This window comes from Micromonospora sp. SD19 (genome assembly GCF_054462275.1).
Map to the genome: position 1 here is coordinate 279,509 of NZ_JBTLMN010000003.1, position 26,831 is coordinate 306,339.

At 71.1% G+C, this 26,831-nt stretch carries 24 protein-coding genes; 17 read left to right on the forward strand and 7 right to left on the reverse strand.

What is annotated here, in order from left to right:
- The first annotated feature begins 31 nt into the window (after nucleotides 1-31).
- Complete coding sequence (locus ACX27O_RS13735) at nucleotides 32-1,096, forward strand: hemolysin family protein (RefSeq protein ID WP_030336791.1); 1,065 nt, start codon at nucleotides 32-34, stop codon at nucleotides 1,094-1,096.
- Nucleotides 1,097-1,240: 144 nt separating this feature from the next.
- Nucleotides 1,241-2,170 carry a sporulation protein gene (locus ACX27O_RS13740; RefSeq protein ID WP_210859024.1) on the forward strand — a complete coding sequence of 310 codons (930 nt, stop codon included), beginning with the start codon at nucleotides 1,241-1,243 and terminating at the stop codon, nucleotides 2,168-2,170.
- Between the two features lie 109 nt (nucleotides 2,171-2,279).
- On the opposite strand, the gene leuE is transcribed toward ACX27O_RS13740, so the two are convergent.
- On the reverse strand, nucleotides 2,280-2,951 hold the full coding sequence (gene leuE / locus ACX27O_RS13745; protein ID WP_458939524.1) for a leucine efflux protein LeuE: 672 nt from the start codon (nucleotides 2,949-2,951) through the stop codon (nucleotides 2,280-2,282).
- Nucleotides 2,951-4,195, reverse strand: a complete 1,245-nt coding sequence (locus ACX27O_RS13750; RefSeq protein WP_210867094.1) for a bifunctional pyridoxamine 5'-phosphate oxidase family protein/GNAT family N-acetyltransferase — start codon at nucleotides 4,193-4,195, stop codon at nucleotides 2,951-2,953. Before ACX27O_RS13750 ends, leuE begins: the two co-directional genes overlap by 1 nt.
- Before the next feature lie 34 nt (nucleotides 4,196-4,229).
- Here ACX27O_RS13750 and ACX27O_RS13755 point away from each other — a divergent pair, with 34 nt between their 5' ends.
- From ACX27O_RS13755 to rny, 10 genes are all read left to right on the forward strand, one after another.
- Nucleotides 4,230-5,570, forward strand: coding sequence for an aminotransferase class I/II-fold pyridoxal phosphate-dependent enzyme (locus tag ACX27O_RS13755; RefSeq protein WP_458939525.1), 1,341 nt, complete (start codon nucleotides 4,230-4,232; stop codon nucleotides 5,568-5,570).
- Nucleotides 5,571-5,895: 325 nt separating this feature from the next.
- Complete coding sequence (locus tag ACX27O_RS13760; RefSeq protein ID WP_030336785.1) at nucleotides 5,896-6,621, forward strand: UdgX family uracil-DNA binding protein; 726 nt, start codon at nucleotides 5,896-5,898, stop codon at nucleotides 6,619-6,621.
- Nucleotides 6,622-6,772: 151 nt separating this feature from the next.
- The gene (locus tag ACX27O_RS13765) at nucleotides 6,773-8,377 is read left to right on the forward strand and encodes a flavin monoamine oxidase family protein (RefSeq protein WP_358128355.1); all 1,605 of its coding nucleotides are present in this window, start codon (nucleotides 6,773-6,775) and stop codon (nucleotides 8,375-8,377) included.
- A gap of 107 nt (nucleotides 8,378-8,484) precedes the next feature.
- On the forward strand, nucleotides 8,485-9,063 hold the full coding sequence (locus ACX27O_RS13770; protein WP_358128357.1) for a hypothetical protein: 579 nt from the start codon (nucleotides 8,485-8,487) through the stop codon (nucleotides 9,061-9,063).
- A gap of 116 nt (nucleotides 9,064-9,179) precedes the next feature.
- The gene (locus tag ACX27O_RS13775) at nucleotides 9,180-10,571 is read left to right on the forward strand and encodes an MFS transporter (protein ID WP_458939526.1); all 1,392 of its coding nucleotides are present in this window, start codon (nucleotides 9,180-9,182) and stop codon (nucleotides 10,569-10,571) included.
- Between the two features lie 5 nt (nucleotides 10,572-10,576).
- On the forward strand, nucleotides 10,577-10,777 hold the full coding sequence (locus ACX27O_RS13780; protein ID WP_030336777.1) for a DUF3046 domain-containing protein: 201 nt from the start codon (nucleotides 10,577-10,579) through the stop codon (nucleotides 10,775-10,777).
- A 184-nt stretch (nucleotides 10,778-10,961) separates the two neighbouring features.
- A complete protein-coding gene (gene recA, locus ACX27O_RS13785; protein WP_030336775.1) occupies nucleotides 10,962-12,008 on the forward strand; it encodes a recombinase RecA in 1,047 nt (348 codons plus the stop codon).
- Nucleotides 12,009-12,022: 14 nt separating this feature from the next.
- Nucleotides 12,023-12,721 carry a regulatory protein RecX gene (locus ACX27O_RS13790; protein ID WP_030336774.1) on the forward strand — a complete coding sequence of 233 codons (699 nt, stop codon included), beginning with the start codon at nucleotides 12,023-12,025 and terminating at the stop codon, nucleotides 12,719-12,721.
- 49 nt (nucleotides 12,722-12,770) lie between these two features.
- Nucleotides 12,771-13,475, forward strand: coding sequence for a 3-keto-5-aminohexanoate cleavage protein (locus ACX27O_RS13795; protein ID WP_357633849.1), 705 nt, complete (start codon nucleotides 12,771-12,773; stop codon nucleotides 13,473-13,475).
- Between the two features lie 555 nt (nucleotides 13,476-14,030).
- The gene (rny, locus tag ACX27O_RS13800; RefSeq protein ID WP_458939527.1) at nucleotides 14,031-15,797 is read left to right on the forward strand and encodes a ribonuclease Y; all 1,767 of its coding nucleotides are present in this window, start codon (nucleotides 14,031-14,033) and stop codon (nucleotides 15,795-15,797) included.
- A gap of 1,980 nt (nucleotides 15,798-17,777) precedes the next feature.
- On the opposite strand, the gene ACX27O_RS13805 is transcribed toward rny, so the two are convergent.
- From ACX27O_RS13805 to ACX27O_RS13820, 4 genes are all read right to left on the reverse strand, one after another.
- Nucleotides 17,778-18,662 carry an amino acid ABC transporter permease gene (locus ACX27O_RS13805; RefSeq protein WP_458939528.1) on the reverse strand — a complete coding sequence of 295 codons (885 nt, stop codon included), beginning with the start codon at nucleotides 18,660-18,662 and terminating at the stop codon, nucleotides 17,778-17,780.
- Nucleotides 18,662-19,336, reverse strand: a complete 675-nt coding sequence (locus ACX27O_RS13810; RefSeq protein ID WP_458939529.1) for an amino acid ABC transporter permease — start codon at nucleotides 19,334-19,336, stop codon at nucleotides 18,662-18,664. Before ACX27O_RS13810 ends, ACX27O_RS13805 begins: the two co-directional genes overlap by 1 nt.
- Before the next feature lie 84 nt (nucleotides 19,337-19,420).
- Entirely contained in the window at nucleotides 19,421-20,287 is an 867-nt protein-coding gene (locus ACX27O_RS13815; protein ID WP_458939530.1) for a glutamate ABC transporter substrate-binding protein, read from the reverse strand.
- A gap of 57 nt (nucleotides 20,288-20,344) precedes the next feature.
- A complete protein-coding gene (locus tag ACX27O_RS13820) occupies nucleotides 20,345-21,100 on the reverse strand; it encodes an amino acid ABC transporter ATP-binding protein (protein WP_458939531.1) in 756 nt (251 codons plus the stop codon).
- A gap of 194 nt (nucleotides 21,101-21,294) precedes the next feature.
- Between ACX27O_RS13820 and selD the strand changes: the two genes are divergently transcribed.
- Complete coding sequence (gene selD / locus ACX27O_RS13825) at nucleotides 21,295-22,284, forward strand: selenide, water dikinase SelD (RefSeq protein ID WP_357633844.1); 990 nt, start codon at nucleotides 21,295-21,297, stop codon at nucleotides 22,282-22,284.
- A gap of 230 nt (nucleotides 22,285-22,514) precedes the next feature.
- Nucleotides 22,515-22,994, forward strand: coding sequence for a hypothetical protein (locus ACX27O_RS13830; RefSeq protein ID WP_030336763.1), 480 nt, complete (start codon nucleotides 22,515-22,517; stop codon nucleotides 22,992-22,994).
- Between the two features lie 48 nt (nucleotides 22,995-23,042).
- Here ACX27O_RS13830 and ACX27O_RS13835 read toward each other — a convergent pair whose 3' ends face one another.
- Nucleotides 23,043-23,291: a DUF2277 family protein gene (locus ACX27O_RS13835; RefSeq protein ID WP_030336761.1), complete on the reverse strand. Its 249-nt coding sequence runs from the start codon at nucleotides 23,289-23,291 to the stop codon at nucleotides 23,043-23,045.
- Nucleotides 23,292-23,454: 163 nt separating this feature from the next.
- Between ACX27O_RS13835 and ACX27O_RS13840 the strand changes: the two genes are divergently transcribed.
- The 3 genes from ACX27O_RS13840 to ACX27O_RS13850 all read left to right on the forward strand — a co-directional run bounded on the left by ACX27O_RS13840 (nucleotide 23,455) and on the right by ACX27O_RS13850 (nucleotide 26,791).
- Nucleotides 23,455-23,643 carry a hypothetical protein gene (locus ACX27O_RS13840; RefSeq protein ID WP_030336759.1) on the forward strand — a complete coding sequence of 63 codons (189 nt, stop codon included), beginning with the start codon at nucleotides 23,455-23,457 and terminating at the stop codon, nucleotides 23,641-23,643.
- Between the two features lie 63 nt (nucleotides 23,644-23,706).
- Nucleotides 23,707-25,983, forward strand: coding sequence for an FxsB family cyclophane-forming radical SAM/SPASM peptide maturase (locus ACX27O_RS13845; RefSeq protein WP_458939532.1), 2,277 nt, complete (start codon nucleotides 23,707-23,709; stop codon nucleotides 25,981-25,983).
- The gene (locus tag ACX27O_RS13850; RefSeq protein ID WP_387219265.1) at nucleotides 25,967-26,791 is read left to right on the forward strand and encodes an AAC(3) family N-acetyltransferase; all 825 of its coding nucleotides are present in this window, start codon (nucleotides 25,967-25,969) and stop codon (nucleotides 26,789-26,791) included. The genes ACX27O_RS13845 and ACX27O_RS13850 overlap by 17 nt, the downstream gene beginning before the upstream one ends.
- The last annotated feature ends 40 nt before the right edge of the window (nucleotides 26,792-26,831 follow it).

Consider the following 26,831-nt stretch of genomic DNA (forward strand, 5'->3'; position numbering starts at 1 on the left):
GCCCCGCAGTCGCGAATGAAGGACAGCGCCGATGAGCCCCGGAATCGCCCTGTTCAGCTCGGTGATCCTGCTGGCGCTGAACGGGTTCTTCGTGGCCGCCGAGTTCGCCCTGGTGGCCAGCAAGCGCTACCGCCTGGAACAGGCGGCGGCGAACGGTGGGCGGGCGGCCCGAGCCGCGCTCGACGGGGTCCGCGAGCTGTCCCTGATGCTGGCCGGGGCGCAGCTGGGCATCACCCTGTGCACCCTGGGGCTGGGCGCGCTGGCTGAGCCGGCGATCGAGCACCTGATCAGCCCGCTGCTGCACGCGGTGGGGCTGCCCGACGCGGCAAGTCACGTGGTCGCCCTGGTCTTCGCCCTCGGGTTGGTGACCTTCCTGCACCTGGTGGTGGGGGAGATGGCCCCGAAGTCGTGGGCGATCACCGACGCCGAGCGGTCGGCGACGCTGCTCGCGTTGCCGTTCCGCGCCTTCGCCCGGGTCTCCCGGCCGGTGCTCTCCGCGCTGAACGCCCTGGCCAACGCGATCCTGCGGCTGTTCGGCGTCAACCAGCAGGACCAACTCGCCCAGGTGCACGGCCCGGACGAGCTGCGGATCCTGCTGGAGCAGTCCCGTGAGCACGGGCTGCTCGGCGCCGAGCAGCACCAACTGCTGACCAGCATGCTGGAGTTGCAGGGCACCTCGGTGGCGCAGGTGATGGAACCGTTCGCCACCATGGTCACCGTCCGCCGGGACGACCCGGCCGGGCGGATCGAACAGGTCAGCCGGGACAGCGGCCGATCCCGGCTCGCGGTGCTCGACGAGGCGGGCGACGTGTGCGGCCTCGTGCACGTCCGGGAGGCGGTACGGGTGGTCACCACCGGCCGGGCCGCCACCGCCGGGGAGCTGATGACGCCGGCGTTCACCCTGCCCGCGACGTCCACGGTCACCGAGGCCGTGGCGGCGATGCGGGCCCGGCAGTCGCAGCTCGCGCTGGTGCGCAACGGCGGCGGACCGGCCCGGCCGATCGGCTTCGTCGCCCTGGAGGACCTCCTGGAGGAGGTCATCGGGGAGTTCGACGACGAGACCGACACGGTGCCGCGCGGGCGCCGGATGCGGTGAAACCGGATGGGTGGTCACGTTCCGTCGAAGTCGGGTGACCGCGTGTCGGATCCGCGAAAGTCGGGGTGACCGCGCACCGGGTCCGCGACAGTTGAGGTGACCTCGCGAGGGGCGAGGTCACCTCGGCCTGGCGTGGAGGGTGCGGTGCGCTTGACGGGAGTGTCACCGGAGTCCGGTGGGACCGGGCTCTCCGTGCAGACCACTCTCCCCAATCCGAGCACCCGGCCGGGCCTGCGCCTGCCCGGCCGGGTGACTCTCGCCGCCGGTCCGGACGACGTGCTCGTCCGCCACATCCGGCTCGGCCTGGTCACCACCGTCGAACCGGACGACCCGGCGGCGCCGCGGCGGCTCATGCAGTTCCACCAGGTGCCCATCGCCGGCCGGTTCGTCGTACCGGCCGGTCGGCGGCGGGCTGTCGACTTCGCGTTCCCGCTGCCCTGGGAGACGCCGGTGACCATCTTCGGCGGGGTGCCGCTGCTGAGCCTGCGGATGGGCCTGCGGACCGAGGTGTCGCTCGACCCCGACCGCGACCAGGGGGCCATGGTGCCGGTCTTCGTGCACCCGATCCCCACCCAGCAGCACGTGCTGGCGGCGTTGGACACGCTCGGCTTCATGATCCGCCAGGCCGGGTTGCAGCAGGGCGGGTTGCCGGGGGTGGAGCACACCCTGCCGTTGCACCAGCGCTGGGGCTACTGGGTGGGGCCGCTCTACGCCGGCCCGATCACCGAACTGGAGCTGATCTTCGTGACCAACTCTGCCGGGCTTGAGGTGATCCTCTGGATGGATCGCCGGCTGGCCCTGGCCGGAATCACCCACCAGAGCATCAGCCGGTTCCGGATCTGGCACGAGGGCGCCGACCGGCGGGACTGGGTCGCCACCGTGGACGGCTGGCTCCGCCAGGCGATCAACAGGCACGCCGCCGCTGCCGCGCACGCGGACTGGTCCGCCCAGATCGCGGGGTCAGCCCACGTCAGCCGCCATCCCGACGAGCCGGTCCGACCCGGCTACGGCCTCGGCGGCACCGCCGGCGGCGCCGGAGTGGGCGGCGGCGGCTCCGGCGGCGACGGCACCTGACCGTCAGCCCTCCCGCGATCTTGCAGTTTCTGCGGCGACAAATATCCCTGAAGCGGGCATGTCGACGACCGAAAGCGCAAGATCGCGGGCGGGAGCGTGGGAGGGCGGGTCAGCCGGCGGTGGCGGTGGCCAGCTTGAGGCTGAAGGCCAGGAAGAGGGCGGCCACGGCGGTGGTGCCGCCGGCCGCCAGGCGGCGACGTTGGCGGAACTGGGCGGCCAGGAAGGTGCCCGCGAAGATCAACGCGGTCAGGTAGAGCGCGCTGGTCGCCGTGGCGATCAGGCCGAGGAGCAGGAACGACAGCGCCGGCCAGGCGTAGCCGGGGTCGACGAACTGGATGAAGAACGAGATGAAGAACAGGATCGCCTTCGGGTTCAGCAGGCTGATCACCAGCGCCTTGCGGAACGGGCTGCGCATCGCCGCCGGCTCCGCGGCGTCGATGAGCCGCGGCGTGCTCGGGTCGTTGCGGTCGCGCCAGCGCCGCGCGGCGCCGAGCAGCATGGTCACCCCGACATAACCGAGGTACGCGGCACCGGCGTACTTGATCACCATGAACAGCGGTGGGTACGCCTTGAGCAGCGACGCCACCCCGGCGGCGGAGAGGAACATCAGCACCCCGTCGCCGACGAACACGCCACCGGCGGCCCGGTAGCCGACCGCGACGCCCCGTTTGGCGGCGGTGGAGAGCACGAAGAGTGAGTTCGGACCGGGCAGCAGGATGATGGCCACGGTGCCCAGCACGTACGTCCAGATGTCGGTGATCCCCAGCACGCTCGCCATCATCACGCCACCGGTGCCGTCCGCAGAAGTCTTTCTCGCAGCCTGACCTGTGCGTTCGGCCACTCGTCGACGGTCATCGCGTACTGCACGGTGTCCCGCCAGGAGCCGTCCGGTCGTTGGCGGTGCATCCGCAGCACCCCTTCCCGGGTCGCGCCGAGCCGTTCGATGGCCGCCTGGGAGCGAACGTTGCGGATGTCGGTGTGCCACGCGACCCGTACCGCGCCCAGGTCGTCGAAGGCGCGGCCGAGCAGGAGCAGCTTCGCCTCGGTGTTGATGCCGGTACGCCACCACTGCCGGCCGAGGAAGGTGTGCCCGATCGCCACCGCCCGCCGCTGCGGGTCGATGTCGTAGTAGGAGGTGCTGCCCACCACCGCCCCGGTCGCCGCGCACCGCTGCACCCAGGCCACCCGCTCGCCCCGGTGCTGGGCGGCCAGGGCGGCGCCGATCACCTCCGCGGTCTCGGCGGGGGCGGTGGGTGGCGCGACGGTGAGGTGCCGCCACACCTCGTCGTCGGCGGTGGCGGCGTGCAGGTCGTCGGTGTGCGCCAACTCCAGCGGTTCCAGCAGGACGTGTTCGCCGCGCAGCGGGACCGGCTCGTGCCACGGTGTGCGGGCCGTCCGCAGGTACGCCGGCAGCGGCGCGGTGACCCCGGCGTCCGGCTCCGGTGCCCCGGCGGTCAGTCGCAGCGGCAGCACGCCGGCCCAGTGCGGCAGGTGCAGGTCGTCCTCGTCCTCGCGGACCCCGCCGGTGCGGGCCCGGACGGACACCTCCCGCAGCGGCAGCGCCAGGACGGCGGTCTCGGCCAGCTCGCGACGGCTGGGCGGACGGGTGGCCGCGCTGCGTCCCGCGCCGACCTTCTCCACCAGCGCGGTGAGCATGGCGAGCTTCTCCCGCTCGTCGGTGACGAGTCGGGCGGTGCCGTGCGCGACGACCGAACGGTAGTTGGCGCTGTGGTGGAACTGGGAGCGGGCGTAGACCAGCCCGTCGAGCAGCGTCACCGCGACGCAGACGGGCAGCCCGTCGTCGCCGCGGGCGGCGAGCAGTGGCCGACTGCCGGTGGAGCCGTGCAGGTAGAGCGTGTCGCCGATGCGGACGTGCAGGGTGGGCAGCACCCGGGGTTGGCCGTCGACGGTGAAGCTGAGCGCGCAGTCGTAGGCCTCGTCGAGCACGGCGTGGGCGGCGGCAGTGTCGTAGCTCATCTTGTCGCGGGAACGGTGGGGTGTGGTCCGGGCGGTGGGTGGATACATGCGCGCCCCTTTGTTCTAGTACAATCTCCTATTTGTGTCAGCACACTATCAGCCCACCGGTACGACAGCCGTCGAGATTTCGGCCAGCATCGAGTCGGGCATCCGTGCCGGTGCCCTGCCACCGGGGGCGGCCCTGCCGCCGGTGCGGGCGCTCGCCGAGCAGTTGGGGGTCAGCCCCGCCACCGTCGCCCGCGCCTACCAGGAGCTACGCCAGCGCGGGCTGCTCGCCACCGCCGGTCGGCACGGCACCCGGGTACGCCCCCGCCCGCCGGTGGCCGCCCGTCGCTCCGCGCTGCGCCCCCCACCGTTGCCCGGCGCCCGGGACCTGTCCCGGGGTGAACCCGACCTGCGACTGCTTCCCCCGCTGGGCCCGCACCTGGCGGCGCTCGCCACCGACGGCGGCCCGCCGGTCGGCTACTCCGATGCCGGGGTGCTGCCCGAACTGGCCGAGGCGGCCCGGGCCAGGCTGCGCGCCGACGGCGTACCGGCCGGGGAGTTGACTCTCACCGGCGGGGCGTTGGACGGCATCGAGCGGCTGCTCGGCGCGCACCTGCGCCCCGGCGACGCGGTGGCGGTCGAGGACCCGGGGTGGGCCAACCTGCTCGACCTGGTCGCCGCGCTCGGGTTGCGCCCGATCGGCGTACCGCTGGATGACGAGGGGCCACTGGTCGCCGGGGTGGCCGCGGCGCTCGCCGCCGGAGCGCGGGCGCTGATCGTCACCAGCCGGGCGCAGAATCCCACCGGCGCCGCCGTGTCGGCGGCCCGCGCCGAGGCGCTGCGGGCACTGCTCGCCGGCCGGTCGGACCTGCTGCTGATCGAGGACGATCACGCTGCCGAACTGGCCCGCGTACCCCTGCATCCGCTCGCCGGTGCGACAGCGAGTTGGGCCTTCCTCCGTTCGGTGAGCAAGCCCTTCGGCCCGGACCTGCGGATGGCGGTGCTTGTCGGTGACGAGACGACGGTGGCCAGGGTGAGCGGCCGTACCCGGGTCGGCGCCGGCTGGGTCTCCACAGTGCTGCAACGTCTGGTGCTCGCCCTGTGGCGGGACCCGGCGGTCACCGAGTTGGTGCGGCGGGCGGCGCAGAGCTACGAGCAGCGGCGCGAAGGGCTGCTCGCGGCGCTGGCCGCGCACGGCCTGACCGCGCACGGCCGCAGCGGCATCAACGTCTGGCTGCCGGTCGCGGACGAGACCAGCGCGGTGACCGCGCTCCGCGACGCCGGGTGGGCGGTGGCTCCGGGCGCTCTCTACCGGATCGCCGCCCCGCCCGCCCTGCGCATCACCGTCAGCCCCCTGGACCCCACCGACCTGGCCCCCCTGGCCGCAGCCCTGGCCCAAGCCGTCAACCCACCCCACCCCCCAGGTTTCCCCACCTGACCCCACCCCTTCCGCGATCTTGCAGGTTCTGTTGGTGAAATGCCCGATGTCTTGGCTTTGGTCGGGACAGAAAGTGCGAGATCGCGAGGATTCGGGGCGGCGGGGACGGGTATGCGGGCGCCCGGAGGTGTGGGGATATGGCTTCTGGTGGGGCTCGTAAGGGGATCTGGATCGCCATCGCGGTGGCGATCATCATCATCATCATTGTGCTGATCGCGATCGCGTCCGGCGGCGACGGGGGCGGTAACGGGTACTGACCTGACGCGGCCGGGGTGCGCTGCGGCGTATCCGGCGGCGGGCACCGAACGGGTATATAACAGTCGGCATGGCCGAGCAGACCGGGAACGCTCCGGGCGCCCAGCGGTTCATCCCGCCCGACGCCGACACCATCGACGACCTGCGCACCGCCGCCGGCGGCTGTCGGGGCTGCGAGCTGTACCGGGACGCCTCCCAGACGGTCTTCGGCCGGGGTGACGAGAGCGCCCGCGTGGTGCTGGTCGGCGAGCAGCCCGGCGACATGGAGGACCTGAAAGGGCTGCCCTTCGTCGGCCCGGCCGGACGCCTGTTGCGCCGCGCGGTCGACGACGCCGGGCTGGACCCGGGCCAGCTCTACCTGACCAACGCCGTGAAGCACTTCCGTTTTGAACTGCGCGGCAAGCGGCGGATCCACCAGACCCCGGACCAGGTGCACATCACCGCCTGCCGACCGTGGTTGGTCGCCGAGTTCGCCCGGCTGCGTCCGGAGTTCGTGGTGGTGCTCGGCGCGACCGCCGCCAAGGCGCTGCTCGGCCCGTCCTTCCGGGTCACCCGGCAGCGGGGCGAGCTGCTGCCCTGGCCGGAGTCGGCCCAACACCCAGCGGACTTCGCACAGGTGCCGGTGGACAACGCCGGAAAGCGGGCCGACGCACCGCCCACCCGACTGCTGGCCACCATCCATCCGTCCGCCGTGCTGCGGGCCGACGACCAGGACAAGGCGTACGAGGGTCTGGTCGCCGACCTCACCGTCGTGTCCCGCGCCAGCGCCGGACGGCGGGTCAACCGTTCGTCGTGACGTTGCTGAAGACACCCCCGCGACGGCCGGACGAGTGACGGCCATCCCCTGTCATCGAGTGAGGCTGATACCTACCGGAAACGGCGTCGCGCGATCCACGTAACAGCGTCTCTGCAGACTCATGCGAGTCGATCTTGTAGGGGAGGCCGTTATGAGCGATCAGACGCAGTCGATGGTCAGCCGGCGTGGGTTCCTGCGCTCGGTCGGGATCAGCGGTGGGGCCGGAGCGATGCTCGCCACGATGGGTGCCATGGGGCTGGCCCCCAGCGCGGCGGCGTCGGTCACCCCGGCGTTCCGGCCTCCGGAGCGGTCCGACTTCACCCTCACCGGGCGGTCCGGCGCCAGCGTGGTCGTGCTCGGCGGCGGCATCGCCGGGCTGACCACCGCGTACGAGTTGGGCAAGGCCGGTTACCACTGCACCATCCTGGAGGCGCGGCACCGCGTCGGTGGTCGGAACCTGACCATCCGGGGCGGCGACGTCGAGACCGACCTGGACGGACGCACGCAGCGGGCCGGCTTCTCCGACGGCGTCTACTTCAACGCCGGCCCGGGGCGGATCGCACAGTGGATGGTCACCATGGACTACTGCCGGGAACTGGGCGTACCCGTCGAGGTCTTCACCAACCAGAACGCCGACGCCTGGATCTACAACGAGTCCGCCGGGATGACCGCGCCGGTCCGGTACCGCACCGCCAAGGCCGACGTGTACGGCTACGTCTCGGAGTTGCTGGCGAAGGCCACCGACCAGGGCGCGTTGGACGCCCGACTCAGCACGGAGGACCGCGAGCGGCTGTTGTCGTTCCTGCAGAGCTTCGGCGCGATCGGCGGACGGGGCAGCGACTGGGCGTACACCGGGACGAGCCGTCGGGGCTTCTCCGCGTACCCGGGTGCGGGCAACGACGTGGGGACCCCGCTCGGCACGCCGCCGGCGCTCTCCGACGTGTTCGCCAGCAACATCGGCCGGTACTTCTCCTTCGAGTTCGGCTACGACCAGGCGATGCTGATGTTCCAACCGGTCGGTGGGATGGACCAGATCCCCCGAGCCCTGGCCCGGGCGGTGGGCGCGCACCGGATCCGACTCGACGCCGAGGTGACAGCGGTGACCGACCGGGGCAGCCGGGTCGAGGTGACCTACCGACAGCATGGCCGGCAGTCGCAGATCACCGCCGACTACTGCGTGGCCGCGCTGCCGCCGCACCTGATGGCCCGGGTGCCGCACAATCTCGGCACGGCGGTGACCGCGGCCCTGGCCGACTTCCCGGTCACCGCCTCCGGCAAGATCGGCCTGGAGTACCGCAGCCGCTGGTGGGAGACCGATCAGCGGATCTACGGCGGCATCACCGAGACCGACCTGGACCTGTCGCACATCTGGTACCCGTCGTACGGCTTCCACGGCAAGCGCGGCCTGGTCGTCGGCTACTACAACACCGGGGCGAACGCCAGGGCGTACAGCGGGCTGACCCCGGAGCAGCGCGCCGAGCGCGCGGTCAGCCAGGGTGTGAAGATCCACGGCGACAAGTACCGCAGTGAGCTGGTCACCTCGTACTCCCACGCCTGGGACCGGACCCGCTACATCGAGGGCGCCTGGACCTCACCCCGGTACGGCACGGCCGGCTACAACCTGCTGCTCCAGCCGGCCGGACGGGTCTACTTCGCCGGGGACTGGCTCAGCCACGAGGTGGCCTGGCAGCACGGCGCGTTCGTGGCGGCGCGTTCGGCGGTCTCCGCGCTGCACCAGCGGGTGATGGCGGGCTGACCCGACCGTGCGCCGTCCAGATCGTGGACAGTTTCCGTTCGCACGGAACGGAAGCTGTCCACGGTCGACAGTGTGTCCCGGGTCGTGTGCGCGGGTAACGGATGTCGATGGACGTTGACAACGAGGAGCGTCGCGCCACCGCGGCCGCCGGGCGTCGCGGGAGAGGGAGGCGGTTCTTCGCGCGGGCGACCGGCTTGCAGCTCATGGCCGTGTACTGGGTGCCGATGACGGTGCTCATCGGGCTGCCGATGCGCTGGCTCTTCGACCGACAGGAAGCACTTGACGAAGCCGTGCTGGGCGCCGCCCTGAACGCCGTCTGGATCGGCCCCTCGATCTATCTGGCGCAGCGCGTGGTGGGCGAGGCTCGGCAGGATCCCGAGGGGTACCCGCTGCGCCAGGCAGTGCGCACCGGCGCCGTGCCCGAGGACGACGCGGTGCGGGCCGACCTGCCCGGCTATCTCGCCGGACAGCGGCGGGCCACCTGGGCGGCGCTGCTGTCCGTCCTGGTCACCGCCCTGGGGCTGATCCTGCTCGCTCTGCTCGCCGCCGACAACGAGGGCTTCGCGGTGATCTTCGGCGTGGTCGCCGCCGTCAGTGCGGCCGTCGCCGCGCTCACCCTGACCCGGATCCGTCGGCTGGCATCCCTGCTGCCCGGTCCACCGGAGACACCACGATCGCAGGGGTGAAGGGGGCGTACCGGGAGGGCCGGGCGGGGCGACCGGTTCGGCTGGTGGCAAAACCCACTGCCGCTGGTCGGTGCGGGTGCGCGAGGATGAGTTCACCCCTTCCGACAGGAGCGCCGATGGCGACCGACCTGACCGCACCGCGTACCGGCGTCCGACCCGACGTCGCGTCGATCCAGCGGCGTACCCTGCGGCTGCTCTTCACCACCCAGATCATCGGCGGGATCGGCGTGACCATCGGCATCGCCGTGGGCGCGCTGCTCGCGGCCCGGATCGCCGGGACCGCGGTGGCCGGTGTCGCGCAGAGCGCCGGGGTGGTCGGTGCCGCGCTGCTCGCCGTCCCGGTCACCCGGATCATGGCGCGGCACGGTCGCCGGCCGGGTCTGGCGCTGGCGTACGCGGTCGGCGCCGTCGGCGGCGTGCTGGTGGTGCTGGCCGCTGCCACCCGCTGGGTGCCGCTGCTCTTCCTCGGCATGCTGCTCTTCGGCGGGGGCACCGCCGCGAACCTGCAGGCCCGGTACACGGCCGTGGACCTCGCCGAGCCGGCCCGCCGGGGGCGGCAGCTGTCCCTGATCGTCTGGGCCACCACCATCGGTGCGGTGGCCGCGCCGAACTTCGCCGCGCTGGCCGACCGGGTCACCACCGGCTGGGGGCTGCCCCCGCTGGCCGGCCCGTTCGCGTTCAGCGCGGTCGCCTTCGTGCTGGCTGCCGTCGTACTCCTCGGGTTGCTCCGGCCCGACCCGCTGCTCACCGCGCGCCGGCTCGCGGCGGCCGACGCACCTGCCGCCGATCTGCCGCCGACCGCCGATGCGACGGCGACCGCGGTGGCGGCCGAGGCGCCGGCGGCGGGTGGTGCCGGGCGGCCGGCCGCCGCGCCGGTCGGGGTGCGCGCGCCACGCGCCGCCGGGATGCGGGCGGCCTGGTCGGTGGTACGCGGACAGCCCGCCGCCCGACTCGGCATCGCCGCCGTCGCGGTGGGTCACCTGGTGATGGTGGCGGTGATGGCGATGACGCCGGTCCGGCTCGGTGAGTCGCACGCCGACGCCGACGTGTTGCGGCTGGTCGGCATCGTGCTGAGCCTGCACATCGCCGGCATGTACGCGTTCTCCCCGGTGGTCGGTTGGCTCACCGACCGGCTCGGTCGACGGGCGGTGATCCTCGGTGGGGTCGGGCTGCTGCTGGCCGCCTGCGCGGTCGCCGGCACCGCCGGGCACCACACACCTCGGCTCTCGGTCGGTCTGGTCCTGCTCGGGCTGGGCTGGTCGGGGACGATGGTGGCCGGCTCGACCCTGCTGTCCGAGTCGGTGGCGGCCGAGGTGCGGCCGAGCGTCCAGGGGCTCTCCGACCTGATCATGGGACTGGCCGGGGCCGGCGCGGCCGTGGTCAGCGGGTTTGTCATGCAGTTCGCCGGATATCCCGTGCTCACCCTGCTCGCGGCGGTCGCGGTGGCGCCCCTGGTGGCGCTAGCGTTGCGCCCGGTGCCGACCGGGGCACCGGACGAGGAGGGCTGATAACTGTGCGGCTGACCGACTTCTGGACGCGGCTGGACGAGGCGTTCGGGCCCGGCTACGCGGCCAGCATCGCCCGCGATCAGGTGCTGTCCCAGCTCGGCGGACGGACCATCGAGCAGGCCCTGGCGGCGGGGGAGCAGACGCACGTGGTGTGGCGGGCGGTCTGCGCCGCCTACCCCGACCGGGTGCCCGCTCGACTACGCTGAGCAGCCTTTTCGCCGGTTCCGCGTGTCGCTTGTCGAGTCGTACACCTGTTCGGCTATTGTCCACAGCGGGGTGCTCGTCCACAGCTCGCGGCCCGTCGGCTGGTTTTCTGTCGGACCTAGCGCCTAGCGTGTCCGCGTGACGCGAAGCTCAGCAAAGACGCCGGCGAAGGCAGGGGTGGCAACCATGGCAGCAGGGCCTGACCGGGAGAAGGCACTCGACCTTGCTCTCGCTCAGATTGACAAGCAATTCGGCAAGGGCTCGGTGATGCGGCTGGGGGAGCGGCCGGTCATCCAGACCGCCGTGATCCCGACCGGCTCCATCGCGCTCGACGTGGCGCTCGGCGTGGGTGGTCTGCCGCGTGGCCGGGTGGTCGAGGTCTACGGTCCCGAGTCCAGCGGTAAGACCACCGTGGCACTGCACGCGGTGGCCAACGCCCAGCGCAACGGCGGGATCGCCGCCTTCATCGACGCCGAGCACGCGCTCGACCCGGAGTACGCGAAGGCCCTCGGCGTCGACACCGACGCGATGCTGGTCTCCCAGCCGGACACCGGCGAGCAGGCGCTGGAGATCGCGGACATGCTGATCCGCTCCGGCGCTCTGGACATCATCGTGATCGACTCGGTGGCGGCCCTGGTGCCCCGTGCCGAGATCGAGGGCGAGATGGGCGACAGCCACGTGGGCCTCCAGGCCCGGCTGATGAGCCAGGCGCTCCGGAAGATCACCGGTGTGCTCAGCAACACCGGCACCACGGCGATCTTCATCAACCAGCTGCGGGAAAAGATCGGCGTGATGTTCGGCAGCCCGGAGACCACCACCGGTGGTCGGGCGCTGAAGTTCTACGCCTCGGTCCGGCTCGACGTGCGACGCATCGAGAGCCTCAAGGACGGCACCGACGTGGTCGGTAACCGCACCCGGGTCAAGGTCGTGAAGAACAAGGTCGCCGCGCCGTTCAAGCAGGCCGAGTTCGACATCATGTACGGCAAGGGCATCTCGCGGGAGGGCTCGCTGATCGACGTCGGCGTGGAGCAGGCGATCATCCGCAAGTCCGGAGCGTGGTACACGTACGACGGCGACCAGCTCGGCCAGGGCAAGGAGAAGGCCCGGGAGTTCCTGAAGGAAAACCCGGACGTGGCCGCCGAGATCGAGAAGAAGATCCTGGAGAAGCTCGGCGTCGGGGTCGGCGCGGGTGACGCCGCCGGTGGCCCGGAGCTGCCGCCGGTCGACTTCTGACCGGTCGCTGACCCGTGGCAGGACGACGCGCTCGTACGGGGCGGGGCTGGGATGCCAGTCCGCCTCGTACGGGCGACGCCACCGACCCGCCCCGCCCTCGGCGAGGCCGCCGGGGTGGTTCCGGGGAGGCCGACGCCGTCGAGTCTCCGGCTCCTCCCCGGGACGAGTCCGAGGTGGCCCGTGAGATCTGCCTGCGCCAGCTGGCCGTCCGGCCCCGTACCCGGGCCGAGCTGGCCGGGGCGCTGGCCAAGCGGGGCATCTCCGAGGAGGTCTCGGCAGAGGTCCTCGACCGGTACGACGAGGTCGGCATCATCGATGACGCCGCGTTCGCGAGGGCGTGGGTGTCCAGCCGGCACGCCGGGCGGGGCCTCGCTCGCCGGGCGCTCGCCAACGAGCTGCGCCGCAAGGGTGTGGACGGCGAGGTGGCCACCGAGGCGCTGGGCGAGCTGGACGAGGAGACCGAGGCGGACACCGCCCGCAGTCTCGTGGAGCGCAAGCTGCGCACCGCCCGGGGCGAGCCGGACGCGGTCTTCCGCCGGCTGGTGGGCATGCTGGCCCGCAAGGGCTACCCGCCTGGTGTGGCCATCCGGGCGGTGAAGGACGCGCTCGCCGCGCAGAGCGCCGAGGCGGCCGAGTTCGCCGAGCAGATCGACGCCGACGCGCTAGCCGACGCCGAGGGCGAGTTGGAGCGCGACAACCGGCTGGCCGAGTGAGCGGCCCGCTCGGCGGTCCGCTGCGACTCCCGATGGGGGTGCGGGCCTGATGTTGAAGGCATGTCTGAACGGCGGGCGTGACCGACGGGCCCATCCGGCGGTGCCGCTGACGGCGGCGGAGCTGGCCACCGATGCGACCCGCTGCGCGGCGCTCGGCGTCGCGGCCGTGCACGTCCATCCCCGGGACGAGGCTGGTGCCGAGTCGCTGCGGCCGGCGGTGATCGCCGACGCGCTGACCGCGATCCGTGCCGCCCGGCCGGGGCTGCCGGTCGGGGTGAGCACCGGGGCCTGGATCTCGCCGGATCCGGCTGCGCGGGTGGCCGCCGTCCGGGCCTGGCAGGTGCTGCCCGACTTCGCCTCGGTGAACGCGCACGAGCCCGGCGCCGAGGCGGTCGCGGCCGCCCTGCACGAGCGCGGTGTGCTCGTCGAGGCAGGGCTGTGGACGCTTGACGCGGTCGCGGCGTACCGCAGGTGGCGGGTGCCGGCCGGGCGGTTGCTGGTCGAGTGCATGGCTGAGGACGTGGCGGTCGCGTTGGCCGACGCCGCCCGGATCCTCGCCGCGCTGCCGGCGGACGCGCCGTCGGTGCTGCTGCACGCCGAGGGGCCGGCGACCTGGCCGGTCCTCGCCGAGGCGGTACGCCGGGGCCTGGCCACCCGGATCGGCCTTGAGGACACGGTGTGCCTACCGGACGGCTCACCGGCCGCGGACAACGCGGCCTTGGTCACGGCAGCGGTGGCGGTGGGAGCCAGCTGACGTGTGATGAGACGGATGGGTCACACCTGGCAGGGTCGTCGGCCTTGTCTGAGAGCCGGCTGGACGGCGCTGAGCAGGCCCGACGTGTCCGGCGGGCGGTGCACCTCGCGGAGTTTGTCCTCTCCTGTCCGGCGCGATGTCAGCGCGTGGTGACGGTACGACTTCTCTCCGTTCGGGGGGTTTGATCATGAGTCCTTGACCAGAGCACCCCCGGCGACCTAGCCTCGCCATACAGGCTCACATTGCCCGACCAGCGCAGGCTAAGCGCACAACATAGATCGCGTAACAGAACAGCATCACTTTGGCCGACTCCGCGGCCTTTGGCAGCAGTTCCGGACAGGCCGGTCCGGATCGCTGCGACAACTGCACCCGGTCGCCGACGCTGCCTGCGGGCACCGCCGGCGGAGAAAGCTATCCACGGCCAGCCGCTCCGGTCGGGCGTCCACAGCCGCAGGAGTGTGCCCTCGGCACGGTCGCTGCGGTCTCGACGTTAGGGGAGGCGGCCATGGCGGGGCGGCGGCACAGGTTCATCGGTAGACCCGACGGGGTCCCGGCATGAACGCCTTCGACGTCGTGCTCCTCGCGGCCGTCCTCGTCCTCGCGGTGGTGGTGATCGGGGCCGTGCTGGTCGGCATCCGGACACTGCGCCGGATGGGCGCCGCGCCGGCCCCGGAGGACCCCGCCTTCATCGCCGAGAAGGACCGGCAGGAGCAGTCCCTCGCTGCCCTGCGGACCGCGGCGGACCAGGCGAACAGCACGATCGACGTGGCGAAGTCAGCGGCCGCCGCGGCCCGCACCGAGGCGGCGGCGGCGAAGGCCGAGGCGAAGGCGGCCCGCGCCGAGGCGCGTCGGGTCCTCGACGACGCCCGAGCCGAGGCGGACACCGTTCTGGAGCGCGCCCACAAGCAGGCCGAGGCGGACGCCGAGCAGTTGCGCACAACGGCCCGGCGCAGCGGCGAGCGGGAGGTGGCGGTGCTCGCCGCCACCACCCGGGAGCAGGCCGCCGAGGTGGAACGCCGGGCCGCCCGGATGGACGAGCGGGAGCGGATGCACACCGAAGAGGTGGAGCGGTTCGCCGAGCGGGAGCGGCAGCTCACCGCCGCGAAGGCCGCCCTCGCCGCCCGGGAGGCCGCGCTCGCCCAGCGGGAGGCCGAGCTGGCCGAGTCGGAGGAGCTGCGCCGCCGGGAGTTGGAACGTGTCGCCGGGCTCACCGCCGAATCCGCGCGGCTGGAGCTGATCGACGCCATCGAGACCCAGGCCAAGCGGGAGGCGGCGTTGCTCGTGCGGGACATCGAGTCCGACGCGCGCAACACGGCCGAGCAGCGGGCCCGACACATCGTGGTGGACGCGATCCAGCGGGTCGCCAGCGAGCAGACCGCGGAGAGCGTGGTCAGCGTTCTGCACCTGCCCGGTGACGAGATGAAGGGGCGGATCATCGGCCGGGAGGGGCGCAACATCCGCGCCTTCGAGTCGGTGACCGGCGTCAACCTGATCATCGACGACACCCCCGAGGCGGTGCTGCTCTCCTGCTTCGACCCGGTCCGTCGGGAGGTGGGCCGGGTGACCCTGGAGAAGCTGGTCCTGGACGGGCGCATCCACCCGCACCGGATCGAGGAGGTCTACGACCTGGCCCGGCAGGAGGTGGAGCAGCTCTGCCTGCGTGCCGCCGAGGACGCCCTGGTCGAGGTCGGCATCACCGAGATCCACCCGGAGCTGGTCTCCCTGCTCGGTCGGCTGCGCTACCGCACCTCGTACGGGCAGAACGTGCTCAAGCACCTGGTCGAGACCGCCCACATCGCCGGCATCATGGCCGCCGAACTGCGGTTGGACGTCCCCATCATCAAGCGGTCGGCGTTCCTGCACGACATCGGCAAGGCGCTCACCCACGAGGTGGAGGGCAGCCACGCCATCATCGGCGCTGACCTCGCCCGCAAGTACGGCGAGCACGAGGACGTGGTGCACGCCATCGAGGCGCACCACAACGAGGTGCCGCCGCAGACCATCGAGGCAGTGCTCACCCAGGCCTCCGACGCCTGCTCCGGTGGTCGGCCGGGCGCGCGCCGGGAGAGCCTGGAGGCGTACGTCAAGCGGCTGGAGCGGATCGAGGAGATCGCCGCCGGCAAGCCCGGCGTGGACAAGGTCTTCGCCATGCAGGCCGGCCGGGAGATCCGGGTGATGGTCAAGCCGGACGATGTGGACGACATCGGGGCGGCCGTGCTGGCCCGCGACGTGGCCAAGCAGATCGAGGAGGAGCTGACCTACCCGGGTCAGATCCGGGTAACCGTGGTCCGCGAGTCCCGGGTCACCGAGATCGCCCGCTGACGAGCTAAGCCCGATCCTAGGAATCTGGCTTGGCCTACGGCATTGAACTTAGGCCGGGCTGTGCAGACCCGCCAGAGGCGAGTTCGATGGCTAGACTGACTCGGTGAGCCATTACGTGCCACGATTTTATGACCCCTTGTAGATCATGTGGTGCGGTCGTGTTCTGTATGGAGCGGGACGAGTGCGGCGGGGCCTATCTTGCTGATGCACCACGGGTTAAGATCGATGTTCCCCAGCGCCTCGAATGCCGTCTTGAGCGGGGGTTTTTCGCGTTTATCGCTGGTCCGCGGCCCGTCGTGGGCCTTTGACTGCTGCTGCATGCCAATGAGCTGGCTATTCTTTGGTTTGAACGCCACGGTGATGGTGCTGGACTCGCTTCGTGGACCAGATCGGAAGGCTCGCAGGTCGGCACCGGCCTGTTGTAGGCGGGGCAGGATGGGCGTGCAGTGTAACCGTGCCATGTTCGCGGCCGGGGTGCGGGCGAAATCCAGAAGGCTAGCCGCATTCGAGGCCCACCAGGCATGTCTGGCAGCTGCTGACACCTATCGTTTACTTGCATAGGATGGCTCGGCTGCTCCCCGACTTCTATTGATACCTTGACATGCATCGACACGTTTGCTATGTTGATCTTGCTCACACGGCTGAATCCCCAGCTCGTGGGATTTGTGTAGAAGAGGAGCCGTGAATGGTGTAACGCTGCCTATTCTCTGACGGTCTAGAAATGTTCGAGTCGCTGGTCTTCTGGGGAGTTGATTGCGCGTGCGTATTGGAGCGAGATTCAAGCAGTTCCTTCTTGTGCTTCCGATTGCTTCGGTTGTTGTTTCGGGTATCGCGGTGGTAGGTCAACCGACGCCTGTCCGTGCTGCTGCTGATTGTGAAACCTGGATCTCCGGTGATAGGTACGCCGTTGGAAGATGCAACTTCACAGCTGCGACGCAGTATCGAATCGTTGCTACGTGCGAGGAGAATTCGGGAAGTACCTATCCGGCTTACGGCCGGTGGACTTACAGCGGTACCACCACTGCAACCTGCCATGAAAGCGCGTGGGTAGTTGAGCGTTGGATCCAGTTCAGTTAACTAAGTTCCATTTATTTCGCTTGATCCCGTGCAGTTTTATTGAAGTGTGACCGTGTGCTGGTCCGTAGAATCCAAGAATGATGCGAGGTTGACGTAGAGATGCGGAAGAGCCGAGTTTCCCTCCTTTCGATTTTGGTGCTAACTGCTTCTGGTGCTGCGACCGTGGCGATTTCATCCCCTGCCTCTGCGCAGGACGCAGCCCTTTCCGCTGCGGCAGTTAGCTGCTATAGCCGTGTCGTGGGTTCCAGGGAGGCCAGAGGGTACTGCACGAGTGGGACTTATCGGGTCTACGCGCAATGCGAAGAGAATTCCGGCAACACTTACACTTCGGCCGGCTCTCTAGCATGGGGCGGCGTCGACTCCAGCGCGATGTGCCACGAAGGGGCCTGGGTCGTGGACCGGTGGATGGTCAAAGTCTGAGCTATTCGCCGTTGAGTCGTGGAATGAAGGCGGAACAGAAGGTGCTGCCGACAGACGCCGCCTCTGTCTTTGACTCTCCTGATTCTTAGCGACTTCAACTGCCGGTAGACGCCGGGCCCGCAGGAAGCGGGCTCGGCGTCATGCTGGGTCAAAGGAGTCTCAGGGCTGCGTCTCTGCGGGCGCGAAGTCGAGGATCGTGTCGGGCACGACGGCATTGTTAATATCCGCGGATCCCGATCTTGCGCTCCAGTCAGTTCCTGAGGCTTGTTCCGTAGCGACCTTGTATGCGGATCGACGAAGATCTGACCGCCCCCGGCCAGATCTAAGTCCCCGGGGTCCGCCGTTAGCCCGGATCACCAAGATTGCCCGCTGGCCTACGTTGACACCGCAGGCGGGTGGCTATGACACCCACCCGTCGACATGTCATCGTTGCTTGCCTGGCTCGGTGTCGTGCCGGTTCCCGGTACGAAGCTGATGCGGCCGTCAGCCCTGCGGCTCAACGACAGCGATCCCGCCGGCTGGAGGAACGCCGGTGGCCACCCGCCGCTGTGTGCGGAACCCGCGCCGCTGGCTGCGTCGATCCAGCCAGTTGGCCAGTGCGGTGAGCAGCGAGTTGATCACGATGTAGATCGCGGCCACCACGATTGCCGCGGCGACGATGTTGCCATTGTTCGCAGCGAGGTCGTTGACCCCGCGCTGGAGCAGCTCCGGGTAGGCGACGATGTAGCCGAGCGCGGTGTCCTTGAGCAGCACCACGAGCTGGCTGACGATGACCGGCAGCATGGCTCGAGCGGCCTGCGGGACGAGGATCAGCTGCATGACCTGGCTCTTGCGCATGCCGATCGCGTACGCGGCCTCGGACTGACCACCGGGCAGCGAGCGGATTCCGGCCCGGAACGCCTCCGCGAGCACCGAGCCGTTGTAGAGGGTCAGCCCGACCACCACGGCCCAGAACGCCGACACCGGCCCCTGGATGAGGAAGGGCACACCGTAGAAGATGAAGAAGATCATGATGAGCAGTGGCACGGCTCGGAAGAACTCGACGACGGCGCCGGCCGGGATGCTGATCCAGTGGCGCTCGGAGAGCCGGCCGACAGCGAAGATGATGCCGAACGCCAACGACAGCGTCATGCCGACCGCAGCCGCCCAGAGCGTGGCGCGCAGGCCGGGCCCGATGAACTGGGTCCACGTGGCGGCCTCGGTGAAGGGCTTCCAGAGCCACCCCTCCCACTGTCCGGCCTCGTCGAACTTCGCGTAGACCCACCAGAGCAGCCCGACTAGGGCGACCCCGAAGATGACGGTCAGCACCGCGTTGCGGATCCGCGCTCGCGGGCCTGGGTGGTCGAAGAGGACCGGGTTGCTGCTCATTAGCGCTTCACCGCCAGTCGGTTGGCCAGCCAGCCGAAGAAGTAGCCGGTGGGGATCAGGAACGCGGCGAACGTGCCGGCGAAGACCAGGAAGATCATGATGACCGCGTCGCCGTTGTCGTTGATGAGGTCCTTCATCACGTTGGAGGACTCCATCAACCCGATCGTGCCGACGATCGTGGCGTTCTTGCACAGCGCGATCAGGATGCTGCCCAGCGGCGCGATCACCGAGCGCGTCGCCTGGGGCAGTACCACGATCCGCAGGGTCTGGGCGAAGGTGAGGCCGATGGCTCGGGCTGCCTCGGCCTGCCCGGCGGGCACGGTGTTGACTCCGGACCGCAGCGCCTCACAGACGAAGGCGCCCGTGTACGCGGACAGGCCGACGACCCCGAGCCAGTAGTTGTTCAGGTTCAGGTCGTCGGAGAGGTTCAGGCCGAGGGTTGAGTAGAGGCCGAAGTAGCAGAAGAAGACGACCAGGGTGAGCGGCGTGTTGCGGAAGGTGTTGACCCAGGCCGCCCCGAAGCCGCGCAGCACGGGCACCGGCGAGACCCGCATCGCGGCGAGCAGCACGCCGAGCACCAGCGCGAGTACCGCCGACGCGCCGGTCAGCTTGAGGATCCAGATAAAGCCCGACAGGTAGGCGTCGAAGTTCGTCGGATCAGCGAATACGTGCATGCGTCGGCTCCCGTGGTCAGGTCGTCGGCGTCGTGACGGGCCGAGGGCCGGCACCCTCGATCAGGTGCCGGCCCCCGGGACCGGTCAGACGCTGCCGCAGTTGGTCAGCTTGGTGATGTCCAGCTCGGGCGCGGCCTTGCCGCTCTTGCCCAGCGTGGCGTCCCAGGCGGCCTTGTAGGTGCCGTCGGCGGCGGCGGCCTTCAGGATCTCGTTGACCTTCTCGCAGCCGTCCTTGTCGTCCTTCTTCAGCCCGATGCCGTACGGCTCGCTGGAGAAGGTCTTGCCGACCACCTTGAACTTGCCGGCGTACTGCGACTGGGCGGCGTACCCGGCGAGGATGATGTCGTCGGTGGTGACGGCGTCGACCTGGCCGTTCTCCAGCAGCGGCAGGCACTTCGAGTACGCGTCGAACTGCTGCAGCTTGGCCTTCGGGTAGTCCGACTGGATCCGCTTGGCCGGGGTGGACGCCGAGACCGAGCAGACCTTCTTGCCATCGAGCCCTTCCGGGCCGGTGAGCGTCGAGTCGGCCTTGACCAGCAGGTCCTGACCGGCGACGTAGTACGGGCCGGCGAAGCTGACCTTCTGCTTGCGGTCGTCGTTGATGGTGTAGGTCGCCACCACCAGGTCGACGGTGCCCTGCTGGATGAACGGCTCCCGGTTCGAGGTGACCGTCGTCTTCCACTCGATGTTGGCCGCGTCGACCCCGAGACCCTTGGCGACGATCTTGCCGATCTCGATGTCGAAGCCCTCGTACTGGCTGCCGGTCTGCAGACCCAGGCCCGGCTGGTCGGCCTTGACGCCGATCACGAGCTTCTTCTGGCTCTCCGCCTTGCCGACGATGCCCTTGGCGCCCGAGCTGCTGCTGCCGCTGCCCTCATCGCCGCCGCACGCGGTCATGGTGATGGCCAGAGCGGCGACCGCGGCGACTGCCGCAACGCGCGTGATACGCATACTCTTCTCCTTCTTCAACGGAGCCCACCGAGGTGCGGCGAACTCCACTACGGACGCCTAGTGCGTGAGGATCTTGGAGAGGAAGTCCTTGGCCCGGTCGCTGCGCGGGTTCTCGAAGAACTCGGCCGGGGACGCGTCCTCGACAAGCCTGCCATCGGCCATGAAGATGACCCGGTTCGCCGCGTGCCGCGCGAAGCCCATCTCGTGGGTCACCACGACCATCGTCATGCCGTCGCCAGCCAGTGAGGTCATCACGTCGAGCACCTCGCCGACCATCTCCGGGTCCAGGGCGCTCGTCGGCTCGTCGAAGAGCATCGCCTTGGGCTGCATGGCCAGCGCCCGGGCGATGGCCGCCCGCTGCTGCTGACCGCCGGAGAGTTGGGCCGGGAACTTGTCCGCCTGGTTGGCGATGCCGACCCGGTCGAGCAGGGCCAGGCCCCGCTCGCGCGCGGCGGCCGGCTTCTCCTTGCGGACCTTGATCGGGCCGAGGGTGACGTTCTCCAGGATGGTCTTGTGGGCGAAGAGGTTGAAGGACTGGAACACCATGCCCACCTCGCTGCGCAGCTTCGCGAGGGGCTTGCCCTCGGCCGGCAGCGGCTGACCGTCGAAGGTGATGGTGCCCGAGTTGATCGGTTCCAGTCGGTTGATCGTGCGGCACAGCGTCGACTTGCCGGAGCCGGACGGGCCGATCACCACGACCACCTCGCCGCGACCCACCGACAGCGAGACGTCGTCCAGCACGTGCAGCGGCCCGAACCACTTGTTGACCGCGTCCAGCACGATGAGCGGTTCGCCCGTCGTCACGTCGTTCACCGTCCCTGTCGTCTCCCGGAGCGGGGTCGGTTGACCCCCGGTGCGGCCACTGTAGGCGGCGTGATGTGGCAGAACGCAACCCAGCGGGTCACGGAGCGGTAACACCGGTCACGATCGTTCTCGGGCGTCCGATTTTGGTCACCGGCTGGGTGGTGCCGGTGGCGATCGTGGCGCCTTGTCGAGATCATGGGGGGATGACCGAACCCGTACGGTTGACCATGTACGCCCGCGGCGGTGGCTGCGCCTGCAAGATTCCCCCGGGTGAGCTGGAGATCATGGTGGCCGGTCTCGGTCCGGCGACCGGCACCGCCGAGTTGCTGGTCGGGTTGGACCACGGCGACGACGCGGCGGTGGTGCGCCTGGATGAGCGGACCGGCCTCGTCAGCACCGCCGACTTCTTCACCCCGGTGGTCGACGACGCGTACGACTGGGGTCGGATCGCCGCGGCCAACGCGCTCTCCGACGTGTACGCGATGGGCGGCACCCCGCTGGTCGCGCTCAACCTGCTCTGCTGGCCGCGTGACGTGCTCCCGTTGGAGTTGGCCCGTGAGGTGCTGCGCGGCGGCCAGGACGTGGCGCGGGAGGCCGGCTGTCACCTGGCCGGCGGGCACAGCGTGGACGACGACGGCCCGAAGTACGGTCTCGCGGTCACCGGCACGGTCCGGCCGGAGGAGCTGATCACCCTCGACGCCGGGCGGGCCGGGGTGCCGTTGTCGCTGACCAAGCCGCTCGGGGTGGGTGTGCTGAACACCCGGCACAAGGCGACCGGGGAGAGCTTCCCGGAGGCGGTGGCCACGATGGCCGCGCTCAACCGGGATGCGGCCCGCGCGGCGGTCGCCGCCGGTATCCGCTGCGGCACCGACGTGACCGGGTTCGGGCTGCTCGGGCACGCCTCGAAGCTGGCCCGGGCCAGCCGGCTCACGGTGGCCATCGACACCGCCCGGGTGCCCTATCTGGCCGGTGCGCGCGAGGCGCTGCGCGACGGGTTCGTCAGCGGCGGCAGCCGGCGGAACCTGGACTGGGTGACCCCGTGGACCGACTTCGGTGCGGCGGACGAGGCGGAGCGGCTGCTGCTGGCCGACGCGCAGACCTCGGGTGGCCTGCTGGTCGCCGGTGAGGTGCCCGGCGCTCCCGTGGTGGGTGAGCTGCTGCCCCGGGGGGAGCACCTGGTCGTGCTGCGCTGACCGGGGTGCTGTTGCCCGGCGGGGGACACGCGGCGGCGGTGGTACGGATGGCGCACCATACCCGATAAACTGTCACCTTCCCGCTACTCCGAGCAATGCCGCTCAGGGAAATTTTGCCCGGAATGGTCACAGACCGGTAACTTGCCCCCGGCTGGGGTCAAATGCCCCCCACCATCGTGAGTAAGGCCCGATCCGGAGGCCGGTGGGGACGAACGCAGCGAGGAGGCGGAATGACCGAGCTGTGGAACTGGAGAATCGACGGGGCTCAGCCCGTGGAGGTCTACCCGGCGCTGGCCGAGGCGCTTGGCCGGGTGGTGATGCCGTTGGCGGTGGCCGACCCGGCGCGGTTGCCGACGTACGCGGTGGTGTGTGACGTCTGGCAGGCGCCGGGCGAGTTCGCGACGGTGGTGGACTGCTACGGGGTGCCCGAGCAGCTCTCGGAGCACGCGGGCATCGCCGCGCTGGCCCGACTGCTGGGCCGCAACTGCCTGTTGCGCGACGACACGCTCGACGCGGGCCGGCACCTGCTCGTCGCCCCGGACGGCACGGTCCGTCCGGTGCACTTCGACGTGCGGGACACCGACGACGGTGAGGTGCTCAGCAAGATGCGGCTCTGCTCGCTGGGTGACCCGGGATGCCGGGGCTGGTCGCAGTGTCACCGTTCGCGCTGGGCGCCGGACACCGTCGCCCCGGCACTCGCCGCGGCCTGACCCTGCCCAGGGTCAGGCCCGGCCGGGTGCCGTGCCGGTGGGCGGCGATCAGTTGGCGGCGGGGGCCGACCGGTCGGTGACGCCCGCTCCGGCGCCCCGCACCACGAGTTGGTCGAGCAGGGTGCGCGTCGCCCCGGCCACGGCGGCCACCGCGGCGTCGAACGCGGCGGCGTTGTGCGCGGCGGGCGCCCGGAAGCCAGAGATCTTCCGGACGTACTGCAACGCCGCCGCCTCGACATCCGCGTCGGTCACCTGCGGGGTGAACGGTTCACGCAGCGTCTTGATGCTCCGGCACATGTGAGCTCCTCCTTCGTCCACCGTGGTCTGCCACTCGCCGTGCCGGCGGTGGTACCGACGGTGACACTGGGTCGATATTTGTCTATCCTGGTCACGGACCAGAGCCGTTCGAGCCACAGCCGCCGCTCGCGCTCCCAGCGCCCCGGGCCCCCGGAGACTCATTGTGGACCATGCCCCCGCCCGCCCCACCCGTCCCGACCTAGACGATCTCACCCGTAGCCTGCACACCCCGCTGGAACGGATCACTGTCGAGCACGCCGATCTGGTTGAGGCGGTGCGCCGGCGCGTCGTCACGACCGGTTCCGTGCCGTCCGGTGTCGTCGCCGTCGCCGCCTTCAACTCGTCCATCTGAGTGATGGTCTGCCGGTGCGGTCCACCCGGAGTGGGCGGATCATGCCGGCGGATCAGCCAGTTCGTGCTGAAGGTGCACAGCCGGTGTGACCTCAGCTGCGACCACTGCTACATCTACCAGCACGCCGACCAGACCTGGCGTGGCCGCCCGGCGCGAATGCCGCCGGCCACGGTCCGGCGAGCCGCGCGGCGCATCGCCGAGCACGCCCGCGAGCACGGGGTGCCGGTCGTGCACGTGGTGCTCCACGGGGGTGAGCCGCTGCTGTTGGGCGCCGCCGGGTTGCGGGAGGTGCTGGCCGAGCTGCGCGCGGCCATCACCCCCTGGGCCCGGCTGGACCTGCGCCTGCAGACCAACGGGGTGCTGCTCGACGAGGAGCTGTGCCGGCTCTTCGTCGAGTACGACGTGCGGGTCGGGGTGTCCTTCGACGGTGACCGTGCCGCCAACGACCGGCACCGGGTCTTCGCCCACGGTGGCAGCAGCCACGACCAGGTCCGGCGGGCACTGGCCCTGCTCCGGCGGCCGGAACACCGCGCCAGCTACGCCGGCATCCTCTGCACCGTCGACGTCCGCAACGATCCCGACCGGGTGTACGAGGCGCTGCTGGCCGAGCGCCCGCCCCGTGTCGACCTGCTGCTGCCACACGCCACCTGGGACCACCCCCCGCTTCGCCCCGGGTCCGACCCCACCCCGTACGCGCGGTGGCTGGGGCGGATCCACCGACGGTGGGTGGACGACGGGCGGCCGGTGTCGATCCGCATGTTCGAGGCGCTGCGCCCGGGCGGCGGAGGCACCGAGGCGTTCGGTCTCGCGCCGGCCGACGTGCTGGTCATCGAGACCGACGGCGCCTGGGAGCAGGTCGACTCGCTGAAGACCGCGTACCACGGCGCGGCCGGCACCGGGCTCGACGTGTTCGACCACCCGGTGGACGAGGTCGTGCGGCACCCCGGGGTCGCGGTCCGGCAGGACGGCGTGGACGGGCTCTGCGCGACCTGCCGTGCCTGCCCGGTGGTCGACAGGTGCGGCGGCGGCCTGTACGCCCACCGCTGGCGCACCGGCTCCGGCTTCGACAACCCCTCGGTGTACTGCCCCGACCTGCTCGGCCTGATCGACGCGGTGGACGCCTACCCGCCGCCCACCCCGCCCGCGTCGGGCGAATGGTCCGCCACCGCGCCCGTCGACGAGTTGCTCGACGACCTGGCCACCGGGCACGGGTCGACGTCGACGCTCGCGCTGCTCGCCGCCACCCAGCTCTCCATCACCCGGGCGCTGTTGGCGGCCTGCCGGGACCGGTTCGGCAGCAGTGCCGCCTGGGACCTGCTCGTCCACCTCGACCAGGCGGCCCCGGACGCCGTCCAGGCGGTCCTGGCACACCCCTTCGTCCGGCCCGCGCTCGTGCACCGCCTCGACCCGGCGGCCCTGCCGGGCCTCGGCGCGGCACTCGACCCACTGCCGGCCCTCGCCGTCGCCGCGGCCCTGCGGGCCGGCGTGCCGGCCACGGTGCGCGTCCCGCTGCGGGCCGGCGCGATCACGGTGCCCACGCTCGGTGACCTGGTGCTACCCGGCCCGGGGAAGAGCGCCGAGGTGACCGTCGGGCCCGGCGAGTTCCGGGCCCGGATCGGGTCGGTCGAGCGGACGGTGTCCCTCGATCCGCTGGCGCCGCCGTCGACCGGTTGGCTGCCGACCCGCGACGTGCCGGTGCCCGGCGGCCGGTTGCTCATCGAGGACGGCGACCCGTACCGCGACTGCTACGGCCAGCCGGTGGAACCCCGCCTCGAGGCTCCGGCCGCGCGGGCGTTGGGCCGTACCCTGACCGACGCCTGGCGGGTCGTGCAGCGGGACGTGCCGGCGCACGCGGCGGCGCTCGACGGCGGCCTGCGGGCCGTCGTTCCGTTGGCCCCCGACCCGGCGCGACCACTGCGCAGCGCGACCGCCCGGCACGCGTTCGGCGCGGTCGCCGTCACCCCGCATCCCGACCCGGAGACGATGGCGGTGCTGCTCGTGCACGAGTGGCAGCACGCGAAGCTGGGCGCGGTGCTCGACCTGTACGACCTGGTCGAACCTGGCCAGGGCAACCGGATCCGGGTGCCCTGGCGCCCTGACCCGCGACCACCTGAGGGCGTCCTGCAGGGCGTGTACGCCCACCTCGCCGTCACCCAGGTCTGGCGGTCCCGGGCGGACACCGACGATCCGGACGCGTCGGCGCAGGCGGCCCACTTCCGGGCGTGGACCCGGGACGGCGTCGAGGCGCTGCTGGCCAGCCGGTCGCTCACAGCGGCGGGCGAGCGGTTCGTCGGCCAGCTGCGCCACGCGCTGGAGGAGACCCGTGTCGGGTCCGGATGAGCAGCCACCGCCCCGCCTGGGCCGCTCCCGCCTCGCCGACGACCTGCGGGCGCTGGGCGTACGCCCGGGGGTGTGCCTGCTGGTGCACTGTGGCCTGCGGCGGGTGGGCCCGCTGGAGCACGGCCCCGCGACCCTCGCCGGCGCGCTGCGCGACGTCCTCGGCCCGGCCGGGACCCTGCTGGTGCCCACCCAGACCGACGGCAACTCGACCACCTCCCGCGCCCACCTGGCGGCCACCGCCGGCATGGACCGGGCGCAGCGCGAGCGGTATGAGGCGGCGCTGCCGGGCTGGGACCGGCGCAGCACCCCCTCGCAACGGATGGGTGTGCTCGCCGAGTACGTCCGGTGCACCCCCGGGGCGGTGCGCAGCGACCATCCGCAGACCTCGTTCGCCGCGCTCGGCCCCCGGGCCCGGCAGCTCACCGACGGTCATGACCTCACCTGCCACCTGGGGGAACGCTCACCGGTTGGCGGCCTCTACGCGGCGGACGGGCAGATCCTGCTGCTCGGCCTCGGCTACGAGGCGTGCAGTGCCCTGCACCTGGCCGAGTACCGGCTGCCGGTGCCGCCGCCCGAGCGCGACTACCGCTGTTTCCGGCTCGTCGACGGGCGGCGGGTCCGCCTCGACTTCCGGGCGCTCGACCTGGACGACCGGGACTTCCCGAAGGTGGGTGCCGCGCTCGACGAGACGCCGTTGGTGCGCCACGGTCGGGTGGGACGGGCCGACGCCCGTCTGCTGCCGGCGCGGGCCGCTGTCGACTTCGCGACTGCCTGGTTCGCCGCGAACCGGTTGGCGGCGCGGCGTTGACGCGGGGACTACGCTGATGTTCCGGCCGCGTGGGGAGGGC